13 protein-coding genes and 1 riboswitch are annotated in these 17,799 nt (G+C 73.6%); all 13 genes read left to right on the top strand.

Features of this window, described 5'->3' with window-relative positions; translation table 11 throughout:
* Nucleotides 1–93 precede the first annotated feature (93 nt).
* The 13 genes from Sfr03f_RS30800 (at nt 94) to Sfr03f_RS16980 (ending at nt 17,701) form a co-directional block, all read left to right on the top strand.
* Nucleotides 94–1,896 carry an AbeC-like domain-containing protein gene (locus tag Sfr03f_RS30800; protein WP_159105661.1) on the top strand — a complete coding sequence of 601 codons (1,803 nt, stop codon included), beginning with the start codon at nt 94–96 and terminating at the stop codon, nt 1,894–1,896.
* Nucleotides 1,886–2,248, top strand: a complete 363-nt coding sequence (locus Sfr03f_RS17035; RefSeq protein ID WP_108954725.1) for a hypothetical protein — start codon at nt 1,886–1,888, stop codon at nt 2,246–2,248. The genes Sfr03f_RS30800 and Sfr03f_RS17035 overlap by 11 nt, the downstream gene beginning before the upstream one ends.
* Nucleotides 2,248–3,207, top strand: a complete 960-nt coding sequence (locus Sfr03f_RS17030; RefSeq protein WP_108954724.1) for a serine/threonine kinase C-terminal domain-containing protein — start codon at nt 2,248–2,250, stop codon at nt 3,205–3,207. The genes Sfr03f_RS17035 and Sfr03f_RS17030 overlap by 1 nt, the downstream gene beginning before the upstream one ends.
* A gap of 237 nt (nt 3,208–3,444) precedes the next feature.
* Nucleotides 3,445–4,821: a thioester domain-containing protein gene (locus Sfr03f_RS17025; protein ID WP_108954723.1), complete on the top strand. Its 1,377-nt coding sequence runs from the start codon at nt 3,445–3,447 to the stop codon at nt 4,819–4,821.
* A 332-nt stretch (nt 4,822–5,153) separates the two neighbouring features.
* Nucleotides 5,154–6,686, top strand: coding sequence for an aldehyde dehydrogenase family protein (locus tag Sfr03f_RS17020; RefSeq protein WP_108954722.1), 1,533 nt, complete (start codon nt 5,154–5,156; stop codon nt 6,684–6,686).
* Between the two features lie 162 nt (nt 6,687–6,848).
* Entirely contained in the window at nt 6,849–8,414 is a 1,566-nt protein-coding gene (locus tag Sfr03f_RS17015; protein WP_108954721.1) for a GMC family oxidoreductase, read from the top strand.
* A gap of 53 nt (nt 8,415–8,467) precedes the next feature.
* Nucleotides 8,468–9,559 (top strand): quaternary amine ABC transporter ATP-binding protein, encoded by a 1,092-nt coding sequence (locus Sfr03f_RS17010; RefSeq protein WP_174721612.1) that lies wholly within the window; start codon nt 8,468–8,470, stop codon nt 9,557–9,559.
* 214 nt (nt 9,560–9,773) lie between these two features.
* Complete coding sequence (locus Sfr03f_RS17005; RefSeq protein ID WP_108954720.1) at nt 9,774–11,891, top strand: ABC transporter permease; 2,118 nt, start codon at nt 9,774–9,776, stop codon at nt 11,889–11,891.
* A gap of 92 nt (nt 11,892–11,983) precedes the next feature.
* Nucleotides 11,984–12,961 carry an ABC transporter substrate-binding protein gene (locus Sfr03f_RS17000; RefSeq protein WP_108954719.1) on the top strand — a complete coding sequence of 326 codons (978 nt, stop codon included), beginning with the start codon at nt 11,984–11,986 and terminating at the stop codon, nt 12,959–12,961.
* A gap of 333 nt (nt 12,962–13,294) precedes the next feature.
* Entirely contained in the window at nt 13,295–13,600 is a 306-nt protein-coding gene (locus Sfr03f_RS16995; RefSeq protein WP_108954718.1) for a hypothetical protein, read from the top strand.
* 8 nt (nt 13,601–13,608) lie between these two features.
* Entirely contained in the window at nt 13,609–14,799 is a 1,191-nt protein-coding gene (locus Sfr03f_RS16990; RefSeq protein WP_108954717.1) for a glutathionylspermidine synthase family protein, read from the top strand.
* A gap of 107 nt (nt 14,800–14,906) precedes the next feature.
* Nucleotides 14,907–16,055 carry an acyltransferase family protein gene (locus Sfr03f_RS16985; protein ID WP_108954716.1) on the top strand — a complete coding sequence of 383 codons (1,149 nt, stop codon included), beginning with the start codon at nt 14,907–14,909 and terminating at the stop codon, nt 16,053–16,055.
* An 87-nt stretch (nt 16,056–16,142) separates the two neighbouring features.
* A riboswitch (ZMP/ZTP riboswitch) is annotated at nt 16,143–16,233 on the top strand.
* Between the two features lie 25 nt (nt 16,234–16,258).
* On the top strand, nt 16,259–17,701 hold the full coding sequence (locus tag Sfr03f_RS16980) for a glycine hydroxymethyltransferase (protein WP_108954715.1): 1,443 nt from the start codon (nt 16,259–16,261) through the stop codon (nt 17,699–17,701).
* Nucleotides 17,702–17,799 lie beyond the last annotated feature (98 nt).

Below are 17,799 nucleotides of genomic sequence, written 5' to 3'. Positions count from 1 at the left end.
ACCCGGTCCCCCGGTCGCCTACTGTGCACGCCCAACTGTCATACGCCCCAACTGCCCCTGCAGGCAGGGGTGTTCGCACACCGGGGGAATCGCTTGACCGTCCCGTCACCGCCGCAGCGGCCCACCGGGCCCGACGTCCCGCCACCGCCCCCGGAGACGGCCCTGCCCGCGGGGCCGGTGACGGCGCCGCCCCACGCCACCGAGGCGGGGCGGCTGCTGTGCGCGGGGACCTACCTGGACGCGCGGTACCGCGACCGGGTGATCGACGAGCTCTGGGTCAACGAGCAGCGGGTGGCGGCCCCCTCGCTGGGCTTCGACGCCGCGCGGGTCCTGGCCCACGCCCTGCGTGCCCGGCGGATCGAGCTGGCCTGGGCGCTGGGCATCGTCGCGCTCTGGTTCCTGGGATCCCTCGTCACCGAAGGCGTTCTGGCGTTGTTCCTGGTGCCCGGCCTGGCGCTGGCGGTGGCCGGATGGGTGCGCGGTGACGCCCCCGCGGCACCGCTGTACCGGAGCGCGCCGGCCTTCCTCATCCGCTGGTGGGGCCGGCTGCTGCTGGCGGTGCTCATCTACAAGACGCTCGGCCTCGCCTTCGGCCTCGAGGACGACGGCGGCGACGGGGCCCAGACGTACTACGGCGACTCCTACGGCTCCTCGGACTCCGCCTTCGACGTCCTCGACCTCGCGGACACGGCCGGATGGGCGGGCGGGACGGGCGGACCGTCCACGGCGACGCAGGCGTGGCTGGCGATCGTCGTCTTCGCCGCCCTCGCCCTGTGCGCCGCGGCGCAGCGCGGCCGCTTCGCGCGGGCGGTGACCAACGAGCTGTCGCCGCAGCGCTACCCCGACGCCGCCTCCGACCCGGCGGAGGCCCAGCAGGGACCCCGCTTCCAGCGCATCATGGGGCGCATCCGGCGTGAGCAGCACCGGAAGCTGATCACGTACGGCACGACCCGGCCGTTCTGCGGCGCCGGCACCCCGGTCGACACGTGGATCCTCGCCGTGGAGCTGCGTCCCGCCGGTGGGACGAGGAAGCCGCAGCCGATCAGCAACCGGGTGGTGCTGGACCGGGTGCGGCCGCTGCTGGCGGAGCTGCGCACGCCTCCGCAGGGCGGGCGCCCGAGCCGGGACCGGCTGCGCGGGCTGGAGATCGACGAGTGCGTCTTCCTGCCGGCCGAGGGACTGCGGCACCGGGACGCCGGCCCGGACGGGAGCGCGCTGGCCGAGCACATCGAGGGGTCCGTGGAGGAGGGCGCGGAACGGCGGCGCCACTTCCTGCGGATCAGGGTCGGCGGCTGGGACGAGGAACTGGTCGTCACGGTGTTCGTCAGGGTGCACACCCAGGGCAGGATCCTGATGCTCGAGGTCGCCCCGCACGTCCTGCAGCCGCTCCGCAAGGACTTCCAGGACGTCGACCGCACGGCCCACCGGCTGCTCACCGGCAACCTGCTGGGCAAGGCGACCTGGGCGGCGGCCCGGGTGCCGGGATCCGCGGTGCGGTCGCTGGTCGTCGTCGGCAGGTACGTCGTCGCCAACTGGCCGCTGCTGACCGGAGGGCACGCGGCCGACCTGGCGGAAGGACCGGCCCTGTCGGTGCGCGAACTGGCGGCGGCCCCGCAGGGGTCGCTGTTCCAGGAGATGGACGCCTCCCGCTACCTCAAGGCCGTGCAGGACCGTATCGCCCACGGGGTGCGGCAGGCGCTCGCGGACAGCGGCCACCAGACCGACGAGTTCGTCCAGCAGATCGTCAACGTCAGCAACGGCGGGGTGCTCATCGACAGCGTGCGGGACAGCACCTTCGCGGTCGGCGAGCACGCCACCGCCCACTCCGCCACGACCACCGCCGCCGCCCCCGGCGGACCGGCGCAGCAGAAGGGAACCGAAGGCCATGGGAGTTGACGAACCCACCGTCCGCTTCGGCGACGTCAGCGGGAGCACCTTCGCCGTGGGCAGCCATGCCCGGGCGGAGACCCACCACCACGCGCACCCCCGCGAGCAGGCCGAGGACCAGGAACTGCTGGAGGCGATACGCCGGTTGCGGGCCGAGCTGGCCGGCCGCCCCGAGTCGCCCGCCATCGCCGGCATCAACGAGGCCGTCGACGAGGCCGAGGAGGAGATCACCCGTACCGGACGGGCGGGGGACGACCGCCGCGCCCGGCTGCGCGACAGCCTCCGGTCGGCCGAGGGCGTGACCACCTGGATCTCGGCGGCCGCGACCGTGGCCGCCATGCTGGGCATCGGCGGGGCGTGATGGCGCCAGGGGGAGCGGGCGTCCGCGGCGAGCAGCTCTGGGACGAGGACGGGCAGCGGTGGGCGGACGCCGGCGGGGGCGTGGGACGGGCCGTGCCGCCCGCGCCACCCGTCCCGTCCGCGCCGCCCGCCTTCCTGCCCTCGCCCGCGGTGGCCGACGGCGGCGGCCACGGGTCCTTGCCGGAGGCGCCCGGCGCGCCGTCGGCGTCCGTGCCGACGCCGCCCCCGGTGGGGCCGGCGACGGTGACGGGCGGTGCGGGCGGCGGCCGCCGCCGGCTGCCGCGCGTGACGGTCCCCCTGCTGGCGGCGGGCGCGCTGGCCGGGGCCGCGGTGGGGTGGTGGCTGATCGGGGGCGGTGACACGGAACGTCCGTCCGCGCCGCCCGGCACGGCGGCGCCCGCCCCGGAGCCCACCGGCGAGGGCGGCGTCGACCCGGCGGGGACCGCCTCCGCGGTCCCGTCCGAGGACCCCGGCGCGTCCGCCTCGGCGTCGGAGCCCGCGCTGCCCGACGGCTACCGGCTGGCCGAGGACCCGGCCGGCTTCACCCTGGCCGTGCCCGAGGACTGGATCCGCGAGAAGCGCGAGCACGGCGTCTTCTACACGCCCGGCACGGACCGCTCCCTCGTCCAGGTCTTCGAGGTCACCGAACCGGGAATGACCCCGCTGGAGTCCCTGGAGATCACCTCCGACAGCCTGGACTCCCAGCCGGGCTTCGAGCAGATCTCGCTGGAGGAGACCGGCCCGGTGGAGGGCGCGTCGGACGCCGTGGGCTCCGACGCCGCGGAGCTGGTCTACGCCTACGACAGCGAGGAACTCGGCATCCGCAAGCAGGTGGTGGACTGCGTCTTCACGGCCGACGACGGGAGGATGTACGCCGTCCTGGTCGCCGGGCCGGCCGACGAGTGGCCGGTGCAGGAAGAGCAACTCGCCGTCGCGCTGGATCATTTCACGGTGGACTGAACCGGGCGCAACGTGCGCAACACGGACAACCCCCGGTCACGGCAAGGATTTTGCATCCCATAGGAACCACACGTTCCGACGTGTGATTATCATGTGGCACTCGGCCGCGTTCGCGGCCGCTCACAAGCGCCCCCATGTTGCGGGGAGTTGCAGATTTCGCGGGCTGGTGTGCGCCTTCCGTCAGTCTCTCGTTGCCCCGATGCGACGCGACGCCGCCATGCCCGGAGGGGAAGACTCATGTTCCGTATACGGAGACGTGCCACCGCGCGGCTGTCCGCCGCGATCCTCGTCGCCGGCCTGAGTGTCGGCGGCTCCCTGGCCACGGCCGGCCTCGCGGCCGCCGACGGCCACAACACCGCCGGCGGGACGCTGGCGACGCTGCGTGGCGGCCTGCAGCACAGTGGCGGCGCCACGATCGACGGCAAGAACGTCAGCGCCGGCCTGTTCACCATGGACGTGCAGGGCGGCGGCACGCTGCAGAGCTACTGCATCGACGCCCACACGCCGACCAAGACCAACGCGCAGTACCAGGAAGTCGCCTGGGCCCAGTCCTCGCTGCACGCCAACCCGGACGCCGGCAAGATCCACTGGATCCTGAAGAACTCCTTCCCGCAGGTCGGTGACGTCGCCGCGCTCGCCAAGGCCGCGGGCATCACCGGCGAGTTCACCAAGAACGACGCCGCCGTCGGCACCCAGGTCGCCATCTGGCGCTTCTCCGACCACGTCAAGGCCGAGGCCAAGGACGCCGAGGCCGAGCAGCTGGCGGACTACCTGGAGAAGAGCGCCCAGTCCCTGCAGGAGCCCGGCGTCTCGCTGTCGCTGAGCTCCAACGCGGTGGCGGGCAAGGCCGGCGAGAAGCTCGGCCCGGTCACCGTCGACACCAACGCGGGCAGCGCGGCCGTCAAGGTCGAGGGCGCCGGCGTCAAGGTCGTCGACGCCTCGGGCAACGCGGTCACCAGCGCGTCCGACGGCACCGAGCTGTACGTCGACGTCCCGGCGGGCACCACGGCCGGCACCGCGCAGGTGACCGTCGAGGGCTCCGCGCAGCTGTCGGTCGGCCGTGCCTTCACCGGCGTGGGCGTGAAGACCCAGACGCAGATCCTCGCGGGCTCCTCGGAGAACAAGGTCGCGTCCTCCTTCACCGCCTCCTGGGACGACAAGGAGACCGTGGGCGCCGTACTCGCGGCCGAGGCCGTGAAGAACTGCGCCAAGGGCGGCGTCGAGGTCAAGGTCACCAACACCGGTGACGAGGCCGGCGAGGTCTCCATCGGCGGCGAGAAGCACACCGTCGAGGCGGGCAAGGACGTCACCGTCACCGTTCCGGTGAAGGAGGACGCCGAGTACAGCATCGCCGTCACCGGCCCGAACGGCCTGGACCAGACCTTCACCGGTGTCCTGGACTGCCAGACCGCCGGCGAGGGCGGCTCCACCACCCCGAGCCCGGAGCCCTCGGCCGCGCCGAGCCCGGCCGGTGACAAGGGCGACTCCGCCGACAGCAACCTGGCCGAGACCGGCAGCAACAGCGCCACCCCGGTGATCGCCGGTGTCGCCGTCGCGCTGGTGGTCGTCGGTGGCGTCACCATGCTGGTGCTGCGCAAGCGCAAGAGCGCCTGACCCACCGGTCCGGTGTCCCGGCTCCGCCGGAGTGAGTGCCCGTCCTGACCAGCGGGCGGTCACAGCGACCACGTGAAGGGGCGGTTCCCCGCAACAGGGAACCGCCCCTTTCGCGTGCCCGGAGAGCCCTGACCGTCCGTCGTTCAATTGTCATGCGCACTTAAAAGGCGCCACGGTTATGCCCGGAATGCCCGCCGGATTCGGTGACTCATTCCACTTTCCCCGGCCGTCGGGCATGCGCCCCCTCCGCTCGGGCAGGCGCAGCCGGTCCCCAGGGGTCACGCCGTGGTGGCCCGGAGACAAGGCATCACAACGGAAGGCAACACCGCACCATGGACGGCAGAATCGAAGGTCAGAACCAGGCGCGTCGCACCATTCACGCGGGGGGAGAATGGCGGGACGCGATCACGGGGGCGACCCGTGAGGTCCTCGACCCGGCGGACGGCGAGCCCTTCGCCGTGGTCGCCGAGGGCGACGAGAAGGACGTGGACCTCGCCGTGGAGGCCGCGCGCAGCGCGTTCGACGGCGGCCGGGGCGCCTGGCCGCGCACCCCGGCGCGTGAGCGCGCCGACGTGCTCCGGCGCACCGCGGACCTGCTACGGCGCGACCGCGAGGAACTCGGCCGGCTGGAGGCCCGGGACGCGGGCAAGACGCTCGAGGAGGGCCGCGTCGACATCGACTGCGTGGCCGACGCGTTCCGCTACTTCGCGGACCTGGTCGCCGCCGAGGCCCCCGGACGGGTCGTCGACGCGGGCAGCGACGAGATCCACAGCGTGGTCGTGCACGAGCCGGTCGGCGTCTGCGCGCTGATCACGCCCTGGAACTACCCGCTGCTGCAGGCCTCCTGGAAGATCGCGCCCGCCCTGGCGGCGGGCAACACCTTCGTCGTCAAGCCCAGCGAGATCACCCCGCTCTCCACCGTCGAGCTGATCCGGCTGCTCACCGAGGCCGGACTGCCCGCCGGGGTCGCCAACATCGTGACCGGCCCCGGCCATACCGTGGGCGCCCGGCTCTCCGAGCACCCGGACGTCGGCCTGGTCTCCTTCACCGGCGGCCTGGTCAGCGGCACCAAGGTGGCCAGGGCCGCCGCCGAGACCGCCAAGAAGGTCGCGCTGGAACTCGGCGGCAAGAACCCGAACGTGGTCTTCGCCGACGCCTGCGCCACCGAGGAGGGCTTCGACACCGCCGTCGACCAGGCCCTGAACGCGGCGTTCATCCACAGCGGCCAGGTCTGCTCGGCAGGCGGCCGGCTGATCGTCGAGGAGTCGGTCAAGGAGCGCTTCGTCACCGAACTGGCCGCCCGCGCCCAGCGGATCAGGATCGGCCGCGGCACCGCGGAGGGTGTCGAGGCGGGCCCCATGGTCTCCGGGCAGCAGCGCGCGAGGACCGAGGAGTACGTGGCCTCCGCGCTCGCCGAGGGCGCCGTGCTGCGCGCGGGCGGGCGACGGCCCGAGCCCTCCGAGGAGCGTCCCGAGGGCGGCTACTACTACCTCCCGACCGTCCTCGACGACTGCCACCGCTCCATGCGCGTGGTCCGCGAGGAGGTCTTCGGGCCGGTCCTCACCGTGGAGACCTTCCGCACCGAGGACGAGGCCGTCGCGCTCGCCAACGACACCGAGTACGGTCTGGCCGGCGCCGTCTGGACCGCCGACGCGGGCCGCGCCCGGCGGGTCGCCGGGCGGCTGCGCCACGGCACGGTCTGGATCAACGACTTCCACCCCTACCTGCCGCAGGCGGAGTGGGGCGGCTTCGGCAGGAGCGGCGTCGGCCGCGAGCTGGGTCCCGCGGGGCTCGCCGAGTACCGCGAGACCAAGCACGTCTACCAGAACCTGGCGCCCCGCCCGGTCCGCTGGTTCGCGGGCTGACCACCGGCCCGCGCGCCGGCCACCGCGGCACAGGCCGGCCCCCCGCCTCTCCCTTCACCCGCACCGCACCTTCATCGCGTCCCCGCCGGGGCGCGCCCGAGTGCACCCGGGCGCGCCCCGGCGCGCCCCGGTGCTTCCGAGCCACAGGAGGACCTCCTCCCCATGACCACCTCCCGCACCACCCCGCACGACCCCGCCGGGCCACGCCCCACCGAGTACGACTACGTGGTGGTCGGCGGCGGCACCGCCGGTTCGGTGATCGCCGCCCGGCTCACCGAGAACCCCGACGTCACCGTCGCCGTCATCGAGGGCGGCCCCAGCGACCGCGACCGTGAGGACGTGCTGACCCTGCGCCGCTGGATGGGCCTGCTCGGCGGCGACCTCGACTACGACTACCCGACCGTCGAGCAGCCCCGCGGCAACTCCCACATCCGGCACAGCCGCGCCAGGGTGCTCGGCGGCTGCTCCTCGCACAACACGCTGATCTCCTTCAAGCCGCTGCCCTCCGACTGGGACGAGTGGGAGCAGGCCGGCGCCAGGGGCTGGAACGCGGTGGCGATGGAGGCCTACTTCGCCCGCCTGGAGAACAACATCGTCCCGGTCGACGAGAAGGACCGGAACGCCATCGCCCGCGACTTCGTGGACGCCGCGCAGAAGGCGGCCGGCGTGCCGCGCGTGGAGGGCTTCAACAGGAAGCCGTTCACGGAGGGCGTGGGCTTCTTCGACCTGGCCTACCGCCCGGAGGACAACAAGCGCTCCTCCGCCTCGGTCGCCTACCTCCACCCGGTCATGGACGAGCGGGCCAACCTGCACCTGTGGCTGGAGACCTGGGCGTACCGGCTCCACCTGGAGGGCGACCGCGCCGACGGCGTGCACGTGCGCACCAAGGACGGCGAGGAGCACCTGGTGCGGGCCCGCCGCGAGGTCGTGCTGTGCGCCGGCGCGGTCGACACGCCGCGGCTGCTGATGCACTCGGGCGTCGGCCCGCGCGCGGACCTCGAGGCGCTGGGCATCCCGGTCGTGCGGGACCTGCCGGGCGTGGGGGAGAACCTCCTCGACCACCCCGAGTCGGTGATCGTCTGGGAGACCGACGGGCCGATCCCGGAGAACTCCGCGATGGACTCCGACGCGGGCCTGTTCGTCCGCCGCGACCCCGCGCACGAGGGCCCGGACCTGATGTTCCACTTCTACCAGGTGCCGTTCACCGACAACCCCGAGCGGCTGGGCTACCGCCGGCCCGAGCACGGCGTGTCGATGACGCCCAACATCCCCAAGCCGCGCAGCCGCGGCCGCCTCTACCTGACCAGCGCCGACCCCGAGGTCAAACCGGCACTGGACTTCCGGTACTTCACCGACGAGGACGACTACGACGCCCGCACCCTGGTCGACGGCATCAAGCTCGCCCGCGAGATCGCGCGGACCCAGCCGCTGGCCGGCTGGCTGAAGCGTGAGGTCTGCCCGGGCCCGGAGGTCACCTCCGACGAGGACCTGAGCGAGTACGCCCGCAAGGTCGCCCACACCGTCTACCACCCCGCCGGCACCTGCCGGATGGGCGCCGCCGACGACCCCATGGCCGTCGTCGACCCCGAACTGCGGGTGCGCGGCCTGCGCGGCCTGCGCGTCGCCGACGCCTCGGTCTTCCCGACCATGACCGCCGTCAACCCGATGATCGGCGTCCTGATGGTCGGCGAGAAGGCCGCCGAGCTGGTCGGAGGCGGCATCCGGTGAACTCCCCGACGCACGACCCGACGAACCCGGAGCACATGACGAACCCGGAGCACATGACGAACCCGGAGCACATGATGAGCAACGACCGGTCCGCGGCCGCCGCACCCGTCTTCTCCGTCCGTGACCTGTGGAAGGTGTTCGGCCCCAAGGCCGGGCACGTGCCCGGCGACCGGGAGCTGGCCGCGCTCCCGCAGGCCGAGCTGCGCGAGCGCACCGGCTGCACCGCCGCCGTCCGCGGCGTGTCCTTCGACGTCCACCGGGGCGAGGTCTTCGTCGTGATGGGCCTGTCCGGCTCCGGCAAGTCCACGCTGGTGCGCTGCCTCACCCGGCTGATCGAACCGACCTCCGGCACGCTGGAGTTCGACGGCGACGACCTGCTCGCCATGGACAAGGACAAGCTGCGCGAACTGCGCCGCCGCCGCGCCTCCATGGTCTTCCAGCACTTCGGCCTGCTGCCGCACCGCACCGTGCTGGACAACGTCGCGTACGGCCTGGAGATCCAGGGCGTGGGCCGCGCCGAACGCCGGGCCCGTGCGCTCGAGACGGTCGCCAAGGTAGGCCTGGAAGGCCTGGAGAACCGCCGCCCCGGACAGCTCTCCGGCGGTCAGCAGCAGCGCGTCGGCCTGGCCCGCGCACTCGCCGTCGACCCCGAGGTGCTGCTCTTCGACGAGCCGTTCAGCGCCCTCGACCCGCTGATCCGCCGCGACATGCAGGAGGAGGTCATCCGGCTGCACCGCGAGGAGGGCCGCACGATGGTCTTCATCACCCACGACCTCGGTGAGGCGCTGCGGATCGGCGACCGCATCGCGCTGATGCGCGACGGCGAGGTCGTGCAGATCGGCACGCCCGAGGAGATCGTCGGCTCCCCTGCCGACGCGTACGTCCGCGACTTCGTCCGCGACGTGCCGCGCGAGCAGGTGATGACCGTGCGGCGCGCCATGCGCCCGGTCGCCGCGACGGAGGACGCCACCGGACCGGTGGTCGCGCCGACCGCCACCGTCGCCGAGGCCGTCGAGGCCGTCGCCCGCACCGGGGCGCCCGCCCGGGTGATGGAGAACGGCCGCTGCCTGGGTGTCGTCGACCAGGACGGACTGCTCCGCGTGATCGCCGGCCTGGGCGCCGGCCGCGAGGAGGTGGCCGCCTGATGCGCCCCACGACACCCCGCCCCACCCTGTGCCCGACGTCCCGTCCCCCTGCGCCGACGGCCCCCGGTGCTGTTCCCGCCCCCGCCTCCACCCGGGCTGCCGGGGTCGCGGCCGCGCCTGCCTCGGCGCCGCCCGCCGTGTCCGGGGCCGCGCCTGCCTGCGCCCCGGGGACCCGGACGCGGGAGTCCGCCCCCGGCGGAAGGGGGCGACGCGCATGAGCACCGCCACCGACTCCGCGCGCTCCGGGAAGCGCACGGAGAAGCGCACCGCACCCGCCGGCGCCCGCCCCGGCGCCCGCGCCACCACCTGGCGGGGGACCGACTCCGCGTCGCCGCCGGCCCGCACCCCGCACGGCAGGGCGGAGACTCCCGCCGCCCCGAACCGGCTGCGCACCGCGCTCGCCGGGCGGCCCGTCCTGCGCCGCCTGCTCCCGCTGCTGGCCGCCGCCCTCGTGCTCGTCCCCGTGGCCGCCGCCCTCTGGGGCAGCGGCGGCTGGCCGCAGCAGCTGGCCGTCGACGTGAAGACGCCGCTGGACGACGCCTACGACTGGGTGGTCGACCACCGCGAGACCAACCCGGTCTTCCTGTACTTCCTCCTCCACCTGAGCAACTGGGCGGAGATCTCGGTCGACGCCGTCACCGGCTTCCTGCTCCAGCTCGGCTGGCTGGGCGTCATCACCGCCGCCGTCCTGCTGGCCTGGCGGATCGGCGGGGCCGGCCTGCGCGGACTGCGGACCGCGGCCGTGGCGCTCGCCGCCTTCGCCGTCTGCGGCGTCCTCGGCATGTGGGAAGCCACCATGGAGACGCTGGCGCTCATGGCGGTCGCGGTGAGCGTGTCCGTCGTGGCCGGCCTCGTCCTGGGCCTGGCCGCCGGACTTTCCGACCGCTTCGACCGCGTCCTGCGGCCGGTGCTGGACACCATGCAGATCATGCCGGCGTTCGCCTACCTGCTGCCGCTGGTGCTGCTCTTCCAGATCGGCGTGCCCGCCGCGCTGATCGCCACCGTCGTCTACGCCGTCCCGCCGATGGCCCGCCTCACCTCGCTCGGTCTGCGCGGCGCGGACCCGGGCGTGCTGGAGGCGGTGCGCTCGCTGGGCGCGGGCCCGGTGCAGCGACTGGTGACCGCCCGGCTGCCGCTGGCCCGCAAGGAGATCCTGCTCGGCCTCAACCAGACGATCATGATGGCGCTCTCCATGGTCACCATCGCCTCGGTCGTCGGGGCCGGCGGCCTCGGCGAGGAGGTCTTCAGCGCGCTGTCCACCGTGGACGTCGGCAACGCCCTGGCGGCCGGCATCCCGATCGTGCTGCTCGCCGTCTGGCTGGACCGCACCACCGCGGTCGCCGGGCAGCGGGTCGCCGAGGGCGCCGACCACGAGGCGACCGGCGTCCGCAAGGTGCTGCACGGCCGGCGGGCCTGGGCCCTGGTGGCCGCGGCCTTCGCCGTGATCGTGCCGCCGGGCCGGAGGTTCCTCGTCGAGGAGTGGCCGGAGCTGTGGGTGGTGGACATCGCCCGGCCGGTCAACGAGGCGGTCCAGTGGTTCACCGCCCACCTCGCCACCGGCGTCCCGGTGGTCGGCGGCACCCGGGTGTGGGCCGACGGGTTCACCACCGGCGTGCTCTCCCCGCTGCGGGACGGCCTGCAGGCCATGCCGTGGTGGTCGCTGGTGCTGCTCGCCGCCGTCCTCGGTCTGCTGGCCGGCGGATGGAAGGCGATGTGCACCGCCGCCGCCGCGCTCGCCCTGATCGGCGTCATCGGCGTGTGGGACAAGTCCCTCGACACGCTCTCCCAGGCCCTCGCCGGAGTGGTCCTCACCCTGGTGCTCGGCTTCGCGATCGGCGTCCTGGCCGCCCGGGTCGGCTGGGTGGACCGCGCGCTGCGGCCGGTGCTCGACGTGCTGCAGACGCTCCCGCAGTTCATCTACCTCATCCCGGTGGTCGCCCTGTTCAACGTGGGCCGGGCCGCCGCCGTCGCCGCGGCCGTGCTGTACGCGCTGCCCGCGGTCGTGCGGATCACCGTGCAGGGCCTCCGGCAGGTCGACGCGGGCACCCTCGAGGCGTCCCGCTCCCTGGGCGCGAGCACGCTGCAGCAGATCCGCCAGGTGCAGCTGCCGCTGGCCCGCCCGGCGCTGATGCTGGCCCTCAACCAGGGTGTGGTGCTGGTCCTCGCGATGGTCGTCGTCGGCGGTTTCGTCGGCTCCGGCGCGCTCGGCTACGACGTGGTGTTCGGCCTCCAGAAGAGCGAACTGGGCACCGGCCTCGCGGCCGGCGTCGCCATCGTCCTGCTCGGCGTGGCCCTCGACCGCGCCACCCAACGCCGCCCCGACCGGGCCTGACGGCCCGCGGGCCGCTCCCGCGTGGCCCGCGGGTCACCGGGCCGGCCCCCCGAACTCCCCCCGGACGCACCGAAGGAAACGAGAGACCTCCCATGAAGAAGCCCCCCGCCTTCACCTCCCGCACCTCCCGCGTCGCCGCCGCGGCCACCGCCGCGCTGGCCGTCACCGCCCTGAGCGCCTGCGGCGCGGCCGACACCGGCGCCGCGGCCTCCTCCGGCGGCCCCGGTGACAAGGTCACCATCGCCGTCCCGTCCTGGGTGGGCGCCGAGGCGAACGCCGCCGTCGCCGCGCACATCCTGGAGGAGGAGTACGACGTCCGCGTCGAGAAGACCCAGATCGACGAGTCCGTCGCCTTCGACGGACTCGACAGCGGCAAGATCGACGCCGTCCTCGAGGACTGGAACGGCGCCCCCGAGAAGATCGAGAAGTACGTCGACCAGAAGAAGAGCGTGGTCTCCGCCGGTGACCTCGGCGTCACCGGCAAGATCGGCTGGTTCGTCCCCGAGTACCTGGCGAAGGAGCACCCGGACATCACCGACTGGAAGAACCTCGACAAGTACGCCCACCTCTTCCGCACCGCGGAGAGCGGCGACAAGGGCCAGCTGCTCGAGGGCTCGCCGTCCTACACCACCAACGACGACGCGCTGGTGAAGAACCTGAAGCTGGACCTCAAGACGGTGTACGCCGGCTCCGAGGCCGCGCAGATCACCCAGATCCAGCAGGACTACAAGGCCAGGAAGCCCTTCCTCACCTACTGGTGGACCCCGAACTGGGTCAACGAGGACGTGAAGATGGTCGAGGTGAAGCTGCCCGAGTGGACCGAGGGCTGCGACGAGGACCCGAAGGCCGTCGACTGCGGCTACCCCGAGACCCCGCTGCGGAAGTACCTGAGCGCCGGCTTCGCGAAGGACGGCGGCAAGCCGGCCGAGTTCCTCAAGCGGATGAAGTGGACCGAGGAGGACCAGAACGAGGTCGCCGCGATGATCGCCGGCAAGAAGATGAGCCCGGAGGACGCCGCGGAGAAGTGGGTCGCGGAGAACGAGGACGTCTGGAAGTCCTGGGTGGCGTGAACAGGCATCGCTCCCTGCCCCGAGGGGTAGGGACGTGACGGGCGGTGAACCTGACACCATCGCCCGACGGGCCCCGCGGCGCGCCCCCTCCTCCTGAGGGAGGCGCCCGCGGGGCCCTCGCGCTCCCGGGTGCGGGGCGTCGCAACGGCGGCGCGGGGCATCTCCACGGCATCCGACGGGTTTCTGCCGTGTGGCCGACATTGCCCTCACGAGCAGGTATTCCCTAGGCTGCCGGGCGTGACGGGACGCCGCACACCTGCGCGGGGAACCGAACGCGTGATCCCCGGTGTCCCTGCGTCCGTCACCGCTCGCACCGATCCGGGGGGAAACACCATGGCAGACAAGCAGCGCCGGCGGCTGCGCTCCAGCACCGTCGTCCTGGGCGGCATGGGCGTCGTCGCGGCGACGCTGACGTCCTGCGGCTCCGAGCCGGACCGCCGCTGCGTCGACACGAACAGCTACGAGTTCGCCAACGGCTACCGCGTGGTGGCCGATTCGTCGTGCTCGTCGTACTCGGCGTCGGCCGACTGGTACTACGACGCCGACGTCGAGAACGGCTGGGCCGAGGACGGCACCTTCGACCGCGACGAGGCCGTCGACCGCAACGGGTTCGGCTGCCACGGCAGCAGCGGCGGCTGACCTCCGCAGTGGAACGCCGCACCATCGATCCCCGCCCCGACTGGCAGCGGACCGTCGAGTCGCAGGGACTGATCTACCCGCTCACCCGCCACCCCGACGGCAGCCTGCGCCCCTACTGGGACGAGAGCGCCTACTACGTCTTCTCCCTCCCCGAGGTCGAGGCGCTCGAGGAGGTCGTCGAGGAACTCCACGCGATGTGCCTGGAGGCGGCCGCCTTCATCGTCCGGGAGAACCGTTTCGCCGACCTCGGCGTCACCGACCGGCGGGTGGCCGCCGCGATCGCCGAGTCCTGGCGCCGCCGCGAGGAGGTCCCCTCCGTCTACGGCCGGTTCGACCTGCGGTACGACGGCTCGGGCCCGGCCAAGATGCTCGAGTACAACGCCGACACCCCCACCTCGCTGGTGGAGGCCGCCGGCCCGCAGTGGTTCTGGATGGAGGAGCGCTTCCCGGGCGCCGACCAGTGGAACTCCCTGCACGAGCGGCTGGTGGACGCCTGGCGCCGTCAGGCCCCCCTGCTGCCGCCCGGCTCGCCGCTCTACTTCGCCCACACCGCGGCCGACGAACTGGGCGAGGACCTGATGACGGTCGCCTACCTGATGGAGACCGCCGAACAGGCCGGGCTGCCGACCGAGTGGATCTCCATGGAGGACATCGGCTGGGACCGCATCAGCCGCCGCTTCGTGGACAAGAAGCTGCGGTTCATCCGCAGCTGCTTCAAGCTCTACCCGTGGGAGTGGCTGACCACCGACCGGTTCGGCCCGCACGTGATGAACACCCTGGACCTCGGCGGCGGCACCGGCTCCACGCTGTGGATCGAGCCGATGTGGAAGATGCTGCTCAGCAACAAGGCGCTGCTCGCGGTGCTCTGGGAGCTGTACCCGGGCCACCCCAACCTGCTGCCGGCCTACGTGGACGGCCCGCGCGAGATGGCCGCCACCACCGGCTACGTGGCCAAGCCGCTGCTCGGGCGCGAGGGCGCGGGGGTCACCCTGCACGAGCCCGGGGACCCGGCACCGGCACCGGCGCCGCAGGAGCCCTGCTGCTACCAGGAGCTGGCGCCGCTGCCGTCGTTCGACGGGAACCGGGTGGTGCTGGGCGCCTGGGTCGTCGAGGGCGAGTCCGCGGGCCTCGGCATCCGCGAGAGCGCGGGCCCGGTGACGGACACGTACGCGCGGTTCCTGCCGCACGTCATCCTCTGACGGCGCGCCACCTGGTGTTCATCCCGGGGACGGGCCCGCGTCGGGTTCCCCTCCTAGTCTGCCCGGGCCCGCACGACGCCCCGGTCCGCCCAGGAGCCCGCAGCCCGATGAACACCGTCCCCGGACCCCGCTCCGCGCCCGGCACGTCCGACCCGGCCACCGCCGCGCCCCGTGGCGGTGCCACGGCGCGCGACCCGTGGTGGGACAACACCCGGTTCGTCGCGGCCACCCTGATCGTCGTGCTCCACACCGGGGGCAGCCTGCTGGGCCGGGTCGAGGCCCTGCACGCCTTCCAGCTCGGCGCCTGGGCGTTCCGGGTGCCCGCGTTCGTCCTGCTGGCAGGGGTGTTCAGCAAGGCCGGACCGCTCGGCGACCGGTCGCTGCGGGCCCTGATCCGGTCCGTCGCGCTGCCCGGTCTCCTCTTCGGGCTCCTCTTCTCGCTGGAGAGCTGGGCGCTGGGCGCGCAGTTCCGGGTGCACGTCGCCCAACTGCCGTGGAACCTGTGGTTCCTGATGTCGCTGTTCTTCTGGCGGCTGCTGCACCCCCTGGTGCTCCAGCTGCGCTTCCCGCTGGCGACCACCACGGTCGTGGCGCTCGCGGTGGGCTACCTGCCGGAGTTCGGCATGCAGTTCTCGGCCTCCCGGACCCTGGTCTACCTGCCGCTCTTCCACCTCGGCTGGTGGATCGGGCAGGGCAACCTCGCCTCCTGGTTCACCCGCCGGGGGACCCTGCCGGTGGCGGTCGGCGGCGTCCTGGCCTCCGTCCTCGCCGGCGTGCTGTGGCACCGGGACGTCGAGGGCCGGTGGCTGTCCATGCGGCACGCCTACGCGCCGGCCGACCCGATGGGCCTGGAGTGGGCCTGGCTGATCCGGCTGGCGGTGCTCGCCTCGGCCGCCGCGCTGGTGCTGTGCCTGCTGCGGGTGATGCCGAGGCGGCGCCTGCCGTTCGTGTCCGCGCTGGGGGCGGGCGGGTTCACGATCTACCTGCTGCACCCGCTGGTGATCCTCCCGTTCCGGGAGACGGGGTGGATCGACAGGGTGGACCGGCCGGTGGAGGTGGCCGCTCTGGTGCTGTGCGCGGTCGCGCTGTCCGCGGTGCTCGGCTCGCCCCCGGTCCGGCGGCTGGCCCGCCCGCTGACCCACCCCCCGGCCGGCCTCCTGCTGCGCCCCGAGGCGCCGGCGCCGCCCCACCCGGACGCGCCCGGACCCGCGTCCGCGCCGGCCCCCGGCGCCGCCCTCGCCCCCGCCTCCCGCTGACCGTCCCCGCCCCCGCCGGGCCCCTGACCGGGGGCGTCTCACGCGACGGGCCGACTGGCGGGGGGCACGGCGGTCCCCGGTAGGCTGGCCCAGGGCCGTGACTGGCGCGCTGGGATGGGACGGACCATCGGGGAGCGGCCCGGAGGAACCACACGTGCCGTGCGCCTGGGCCACACCGTGACCGCACCCTGCCGGAGGCCGCCATGCCCGACCTTTCCCCCGAGTCCGCCGCGTACCGCTCCGCCCTGGACGTCGTCCGGGCCGTCGAGCCCCGCGTCGCCGACGCGATCGGCCAGGAGCTCGCCGACCAGCGCGAGATGCTCAAGCTGATCGCCTCCGAGAACTACGCCTCGCCCGCGACGCTCCTGGCGATGGGCAACTGGTTCAGCGACAAGTACGCCGAGGGCACCGTCGGCCGCCGCTTCTACGCCGGCTGCCGCAACGTCGACACCGTCGAGTCGCTCGCCGCCGAGCACGCCCGCGAGCTCTTCGGCGCCCGCCACGCCTACGTCCAGCCGCACTCGGGCATCGACGCCAACCTGGTCGCCTTCTGGTCGGTGCTCGCCGACCGCGTCGAGGTCCCGCACCTGGCGAAGGCCGGTGTCCGCCAGGTCAACGAGCTCTCCGACGCCGACTGGGCCGAGCTGCGCGCCGCCTTCGGCAACCAGCGGATGCTGGGCATGTCGCTGGACGCCGGCGGCCACCTCACCCACGGCTTCCGCCCCAACATCTCCGGCAAGATGTTCGACCAGCGGTCCTACGGCACCGACCCGGAGACGGGCCTGGTCGACTACGAGGCGCTGCGCGCCACGGCCCGCGACTTCAAGCCGCTGATCATCGTCGCCGGCTACTCCGCCTACCCCCGCCTGGTGAACTTCCGGATCATGCGGGAGATCGCCGACGAGGTCGGCGCGACCCTGATGGTCGACATGGCGCACTTCGCGGGCCTGGTGGCCGGCAAGGTGCTCACCGGCGACTTCGACCCGGTGCCGCACGCGCAGATCGTCACCACCACCACCCACAAGTCGCTGCGCGGCCCGCGCGGCGGCATGGTGCTCTGCGACGACTCGCTCAAGGACCAGGTCGACCGCGGCTGCCCGATGGTGCTCGGCGGTCCGCTGCCGCACGTGATGGCCGCCAAGGCCGTCGCCCTGGCCGAGGCCCGGCAGCCCTCCTTCCAGGACTACGCGCAGCGCATCGTCGACAACGCCAAGGCGCTGGCCGAGGGCCTGATGCGGCGCGGCGCGACGCTGGTCACCGGCGGCACGGACAACCACCTCAACCTGATCGACGTGGCCTCCTCCTACGGCCTCACCGGCCGCCAGGCGGAGCAGGCGCTGCTGGACTCCGGCATCGTCACCAACCGCAACGCGATCCCCGCCGACCCGAACGGCGCCTGGTACACCTCCGGCATCCGCATCGGCACCCCCGCCCTGACCACCCGCGGGCTCGGCACGGCGGAGATGGACGAGATCGCGGCGCTGATCGACCGCGTGCTCACCGAGGCCGTCCCCGGCACCACCGCCAAGGGCGCCCCGTCCAAGGCGCAGCACGTGCTGGACGAGAAGGTCTCCGACGAGGTCTCCCGCCGCGCCACGGAGCTGGTCTCCGGCTTCCCGCTGTACCCGACGATCGACCTGGGCTGACGCCCGCGGACCGGGGGCGGGCGGCCGTCCGCCCCCGGTCGCTCGGCCCCGGGTCGCGGAACGGGTTCCGCGACCCGTTCCCGTGATCCGGCGGCCAC

It is taken from the genome of Streptomyces fragilis, from assembly GCF_003112515.1.
GTDB classification, from domain to species: Bacteria; Actinomycetota; Actinomycetes; order Streptomycetales; family Streptomycetaceae; genus Streptomyces; species Streptomyces fragilis.
This window is presented reverse-complemented; position numbering and strand designations above follow the sequence as displayed.

Bases quoted from the DNA above. Each gene is read 5' to 3' on its own strand.
- Sfr03f_RS17010 (WP_174721612.1), top strand. From the start codon at position 8,468: ATGACGAACCCGGAGCACATGATGAGCAACGACCGGTCCGCGGCCGCC.
- Sfr03f_RS17000 (WP_108954719.1), top strand. From the start codon at position 11,984: ATGAAGAAGCCCCCCGCCTTCACCTCCCGCACCTCCCGCGTCGCCGCC.
- Sfr03f_RS17020 (WP_108954722.1), top strand. From the start codon at position 5,154: ATGGACGGCAGAATCGAAGGTCAGAACCAGGCGCGTCGCACCATTCAC.
- Sfr03f_RS17030 (WP_108954724.1), top strand. From the start codon at position 2,248: ATGGCGCCAGGGGGAGCGGGCGTCCGCGGCGAGCAGCTCTGGGACGAG.
- Sfr03f_RS17025 (WP_108954723.1), top strand. From the start codon at position 3,445: ATGTTCCGTATACGGAGACGTGCCACCGCGCGGCTGTCCGCCGCGATC.
- Sfr03f_RS16980 (WP_108954715.1), top strand. From the start codon at position 16,259: ATGCCCGACCTTTCCCCCGAGTCCGCCGCGTACCGCTCCGCCCTGGAC.
- Sfr03f_RS17015 (WP_108954721.1), top strand. From the start codon at position 6,849: ATGACCACCTCCCGCACCACCCCGCACGACCCCGCCGGGCCACGCCCC.
- Sfr03f_RS17005 (WP_108954720.1), top strand. From the start codon at position 9,774: ATGAGCACCGCCACCGACTCCGCGCGCTCCGGGAAGCGCACGGAGAAG.
- Sfr03f_RS16995 (WP_108954718.1), top strand. From the start codon at position 13,295: ATGGCAGACAAGCAGCGCCGGCGGCTGCGCTCCAGCACCGTCGTCCTG.
- Sfr03f_RS17035 (WP_108954725.1), top strand. From the start codon at position 1,886: ATGGGAGTTGACGAACCCACCGTCCGCTTCGGCGACGTCAGCGGGAGC.
- Sfr03f_RS16985 (WP_108954716.1), top strand. From the start codon at position 14,907: ATGAACACCGTCCCCGGACCCCGCTCCGCGCCCGGCACGTCCGACCCG.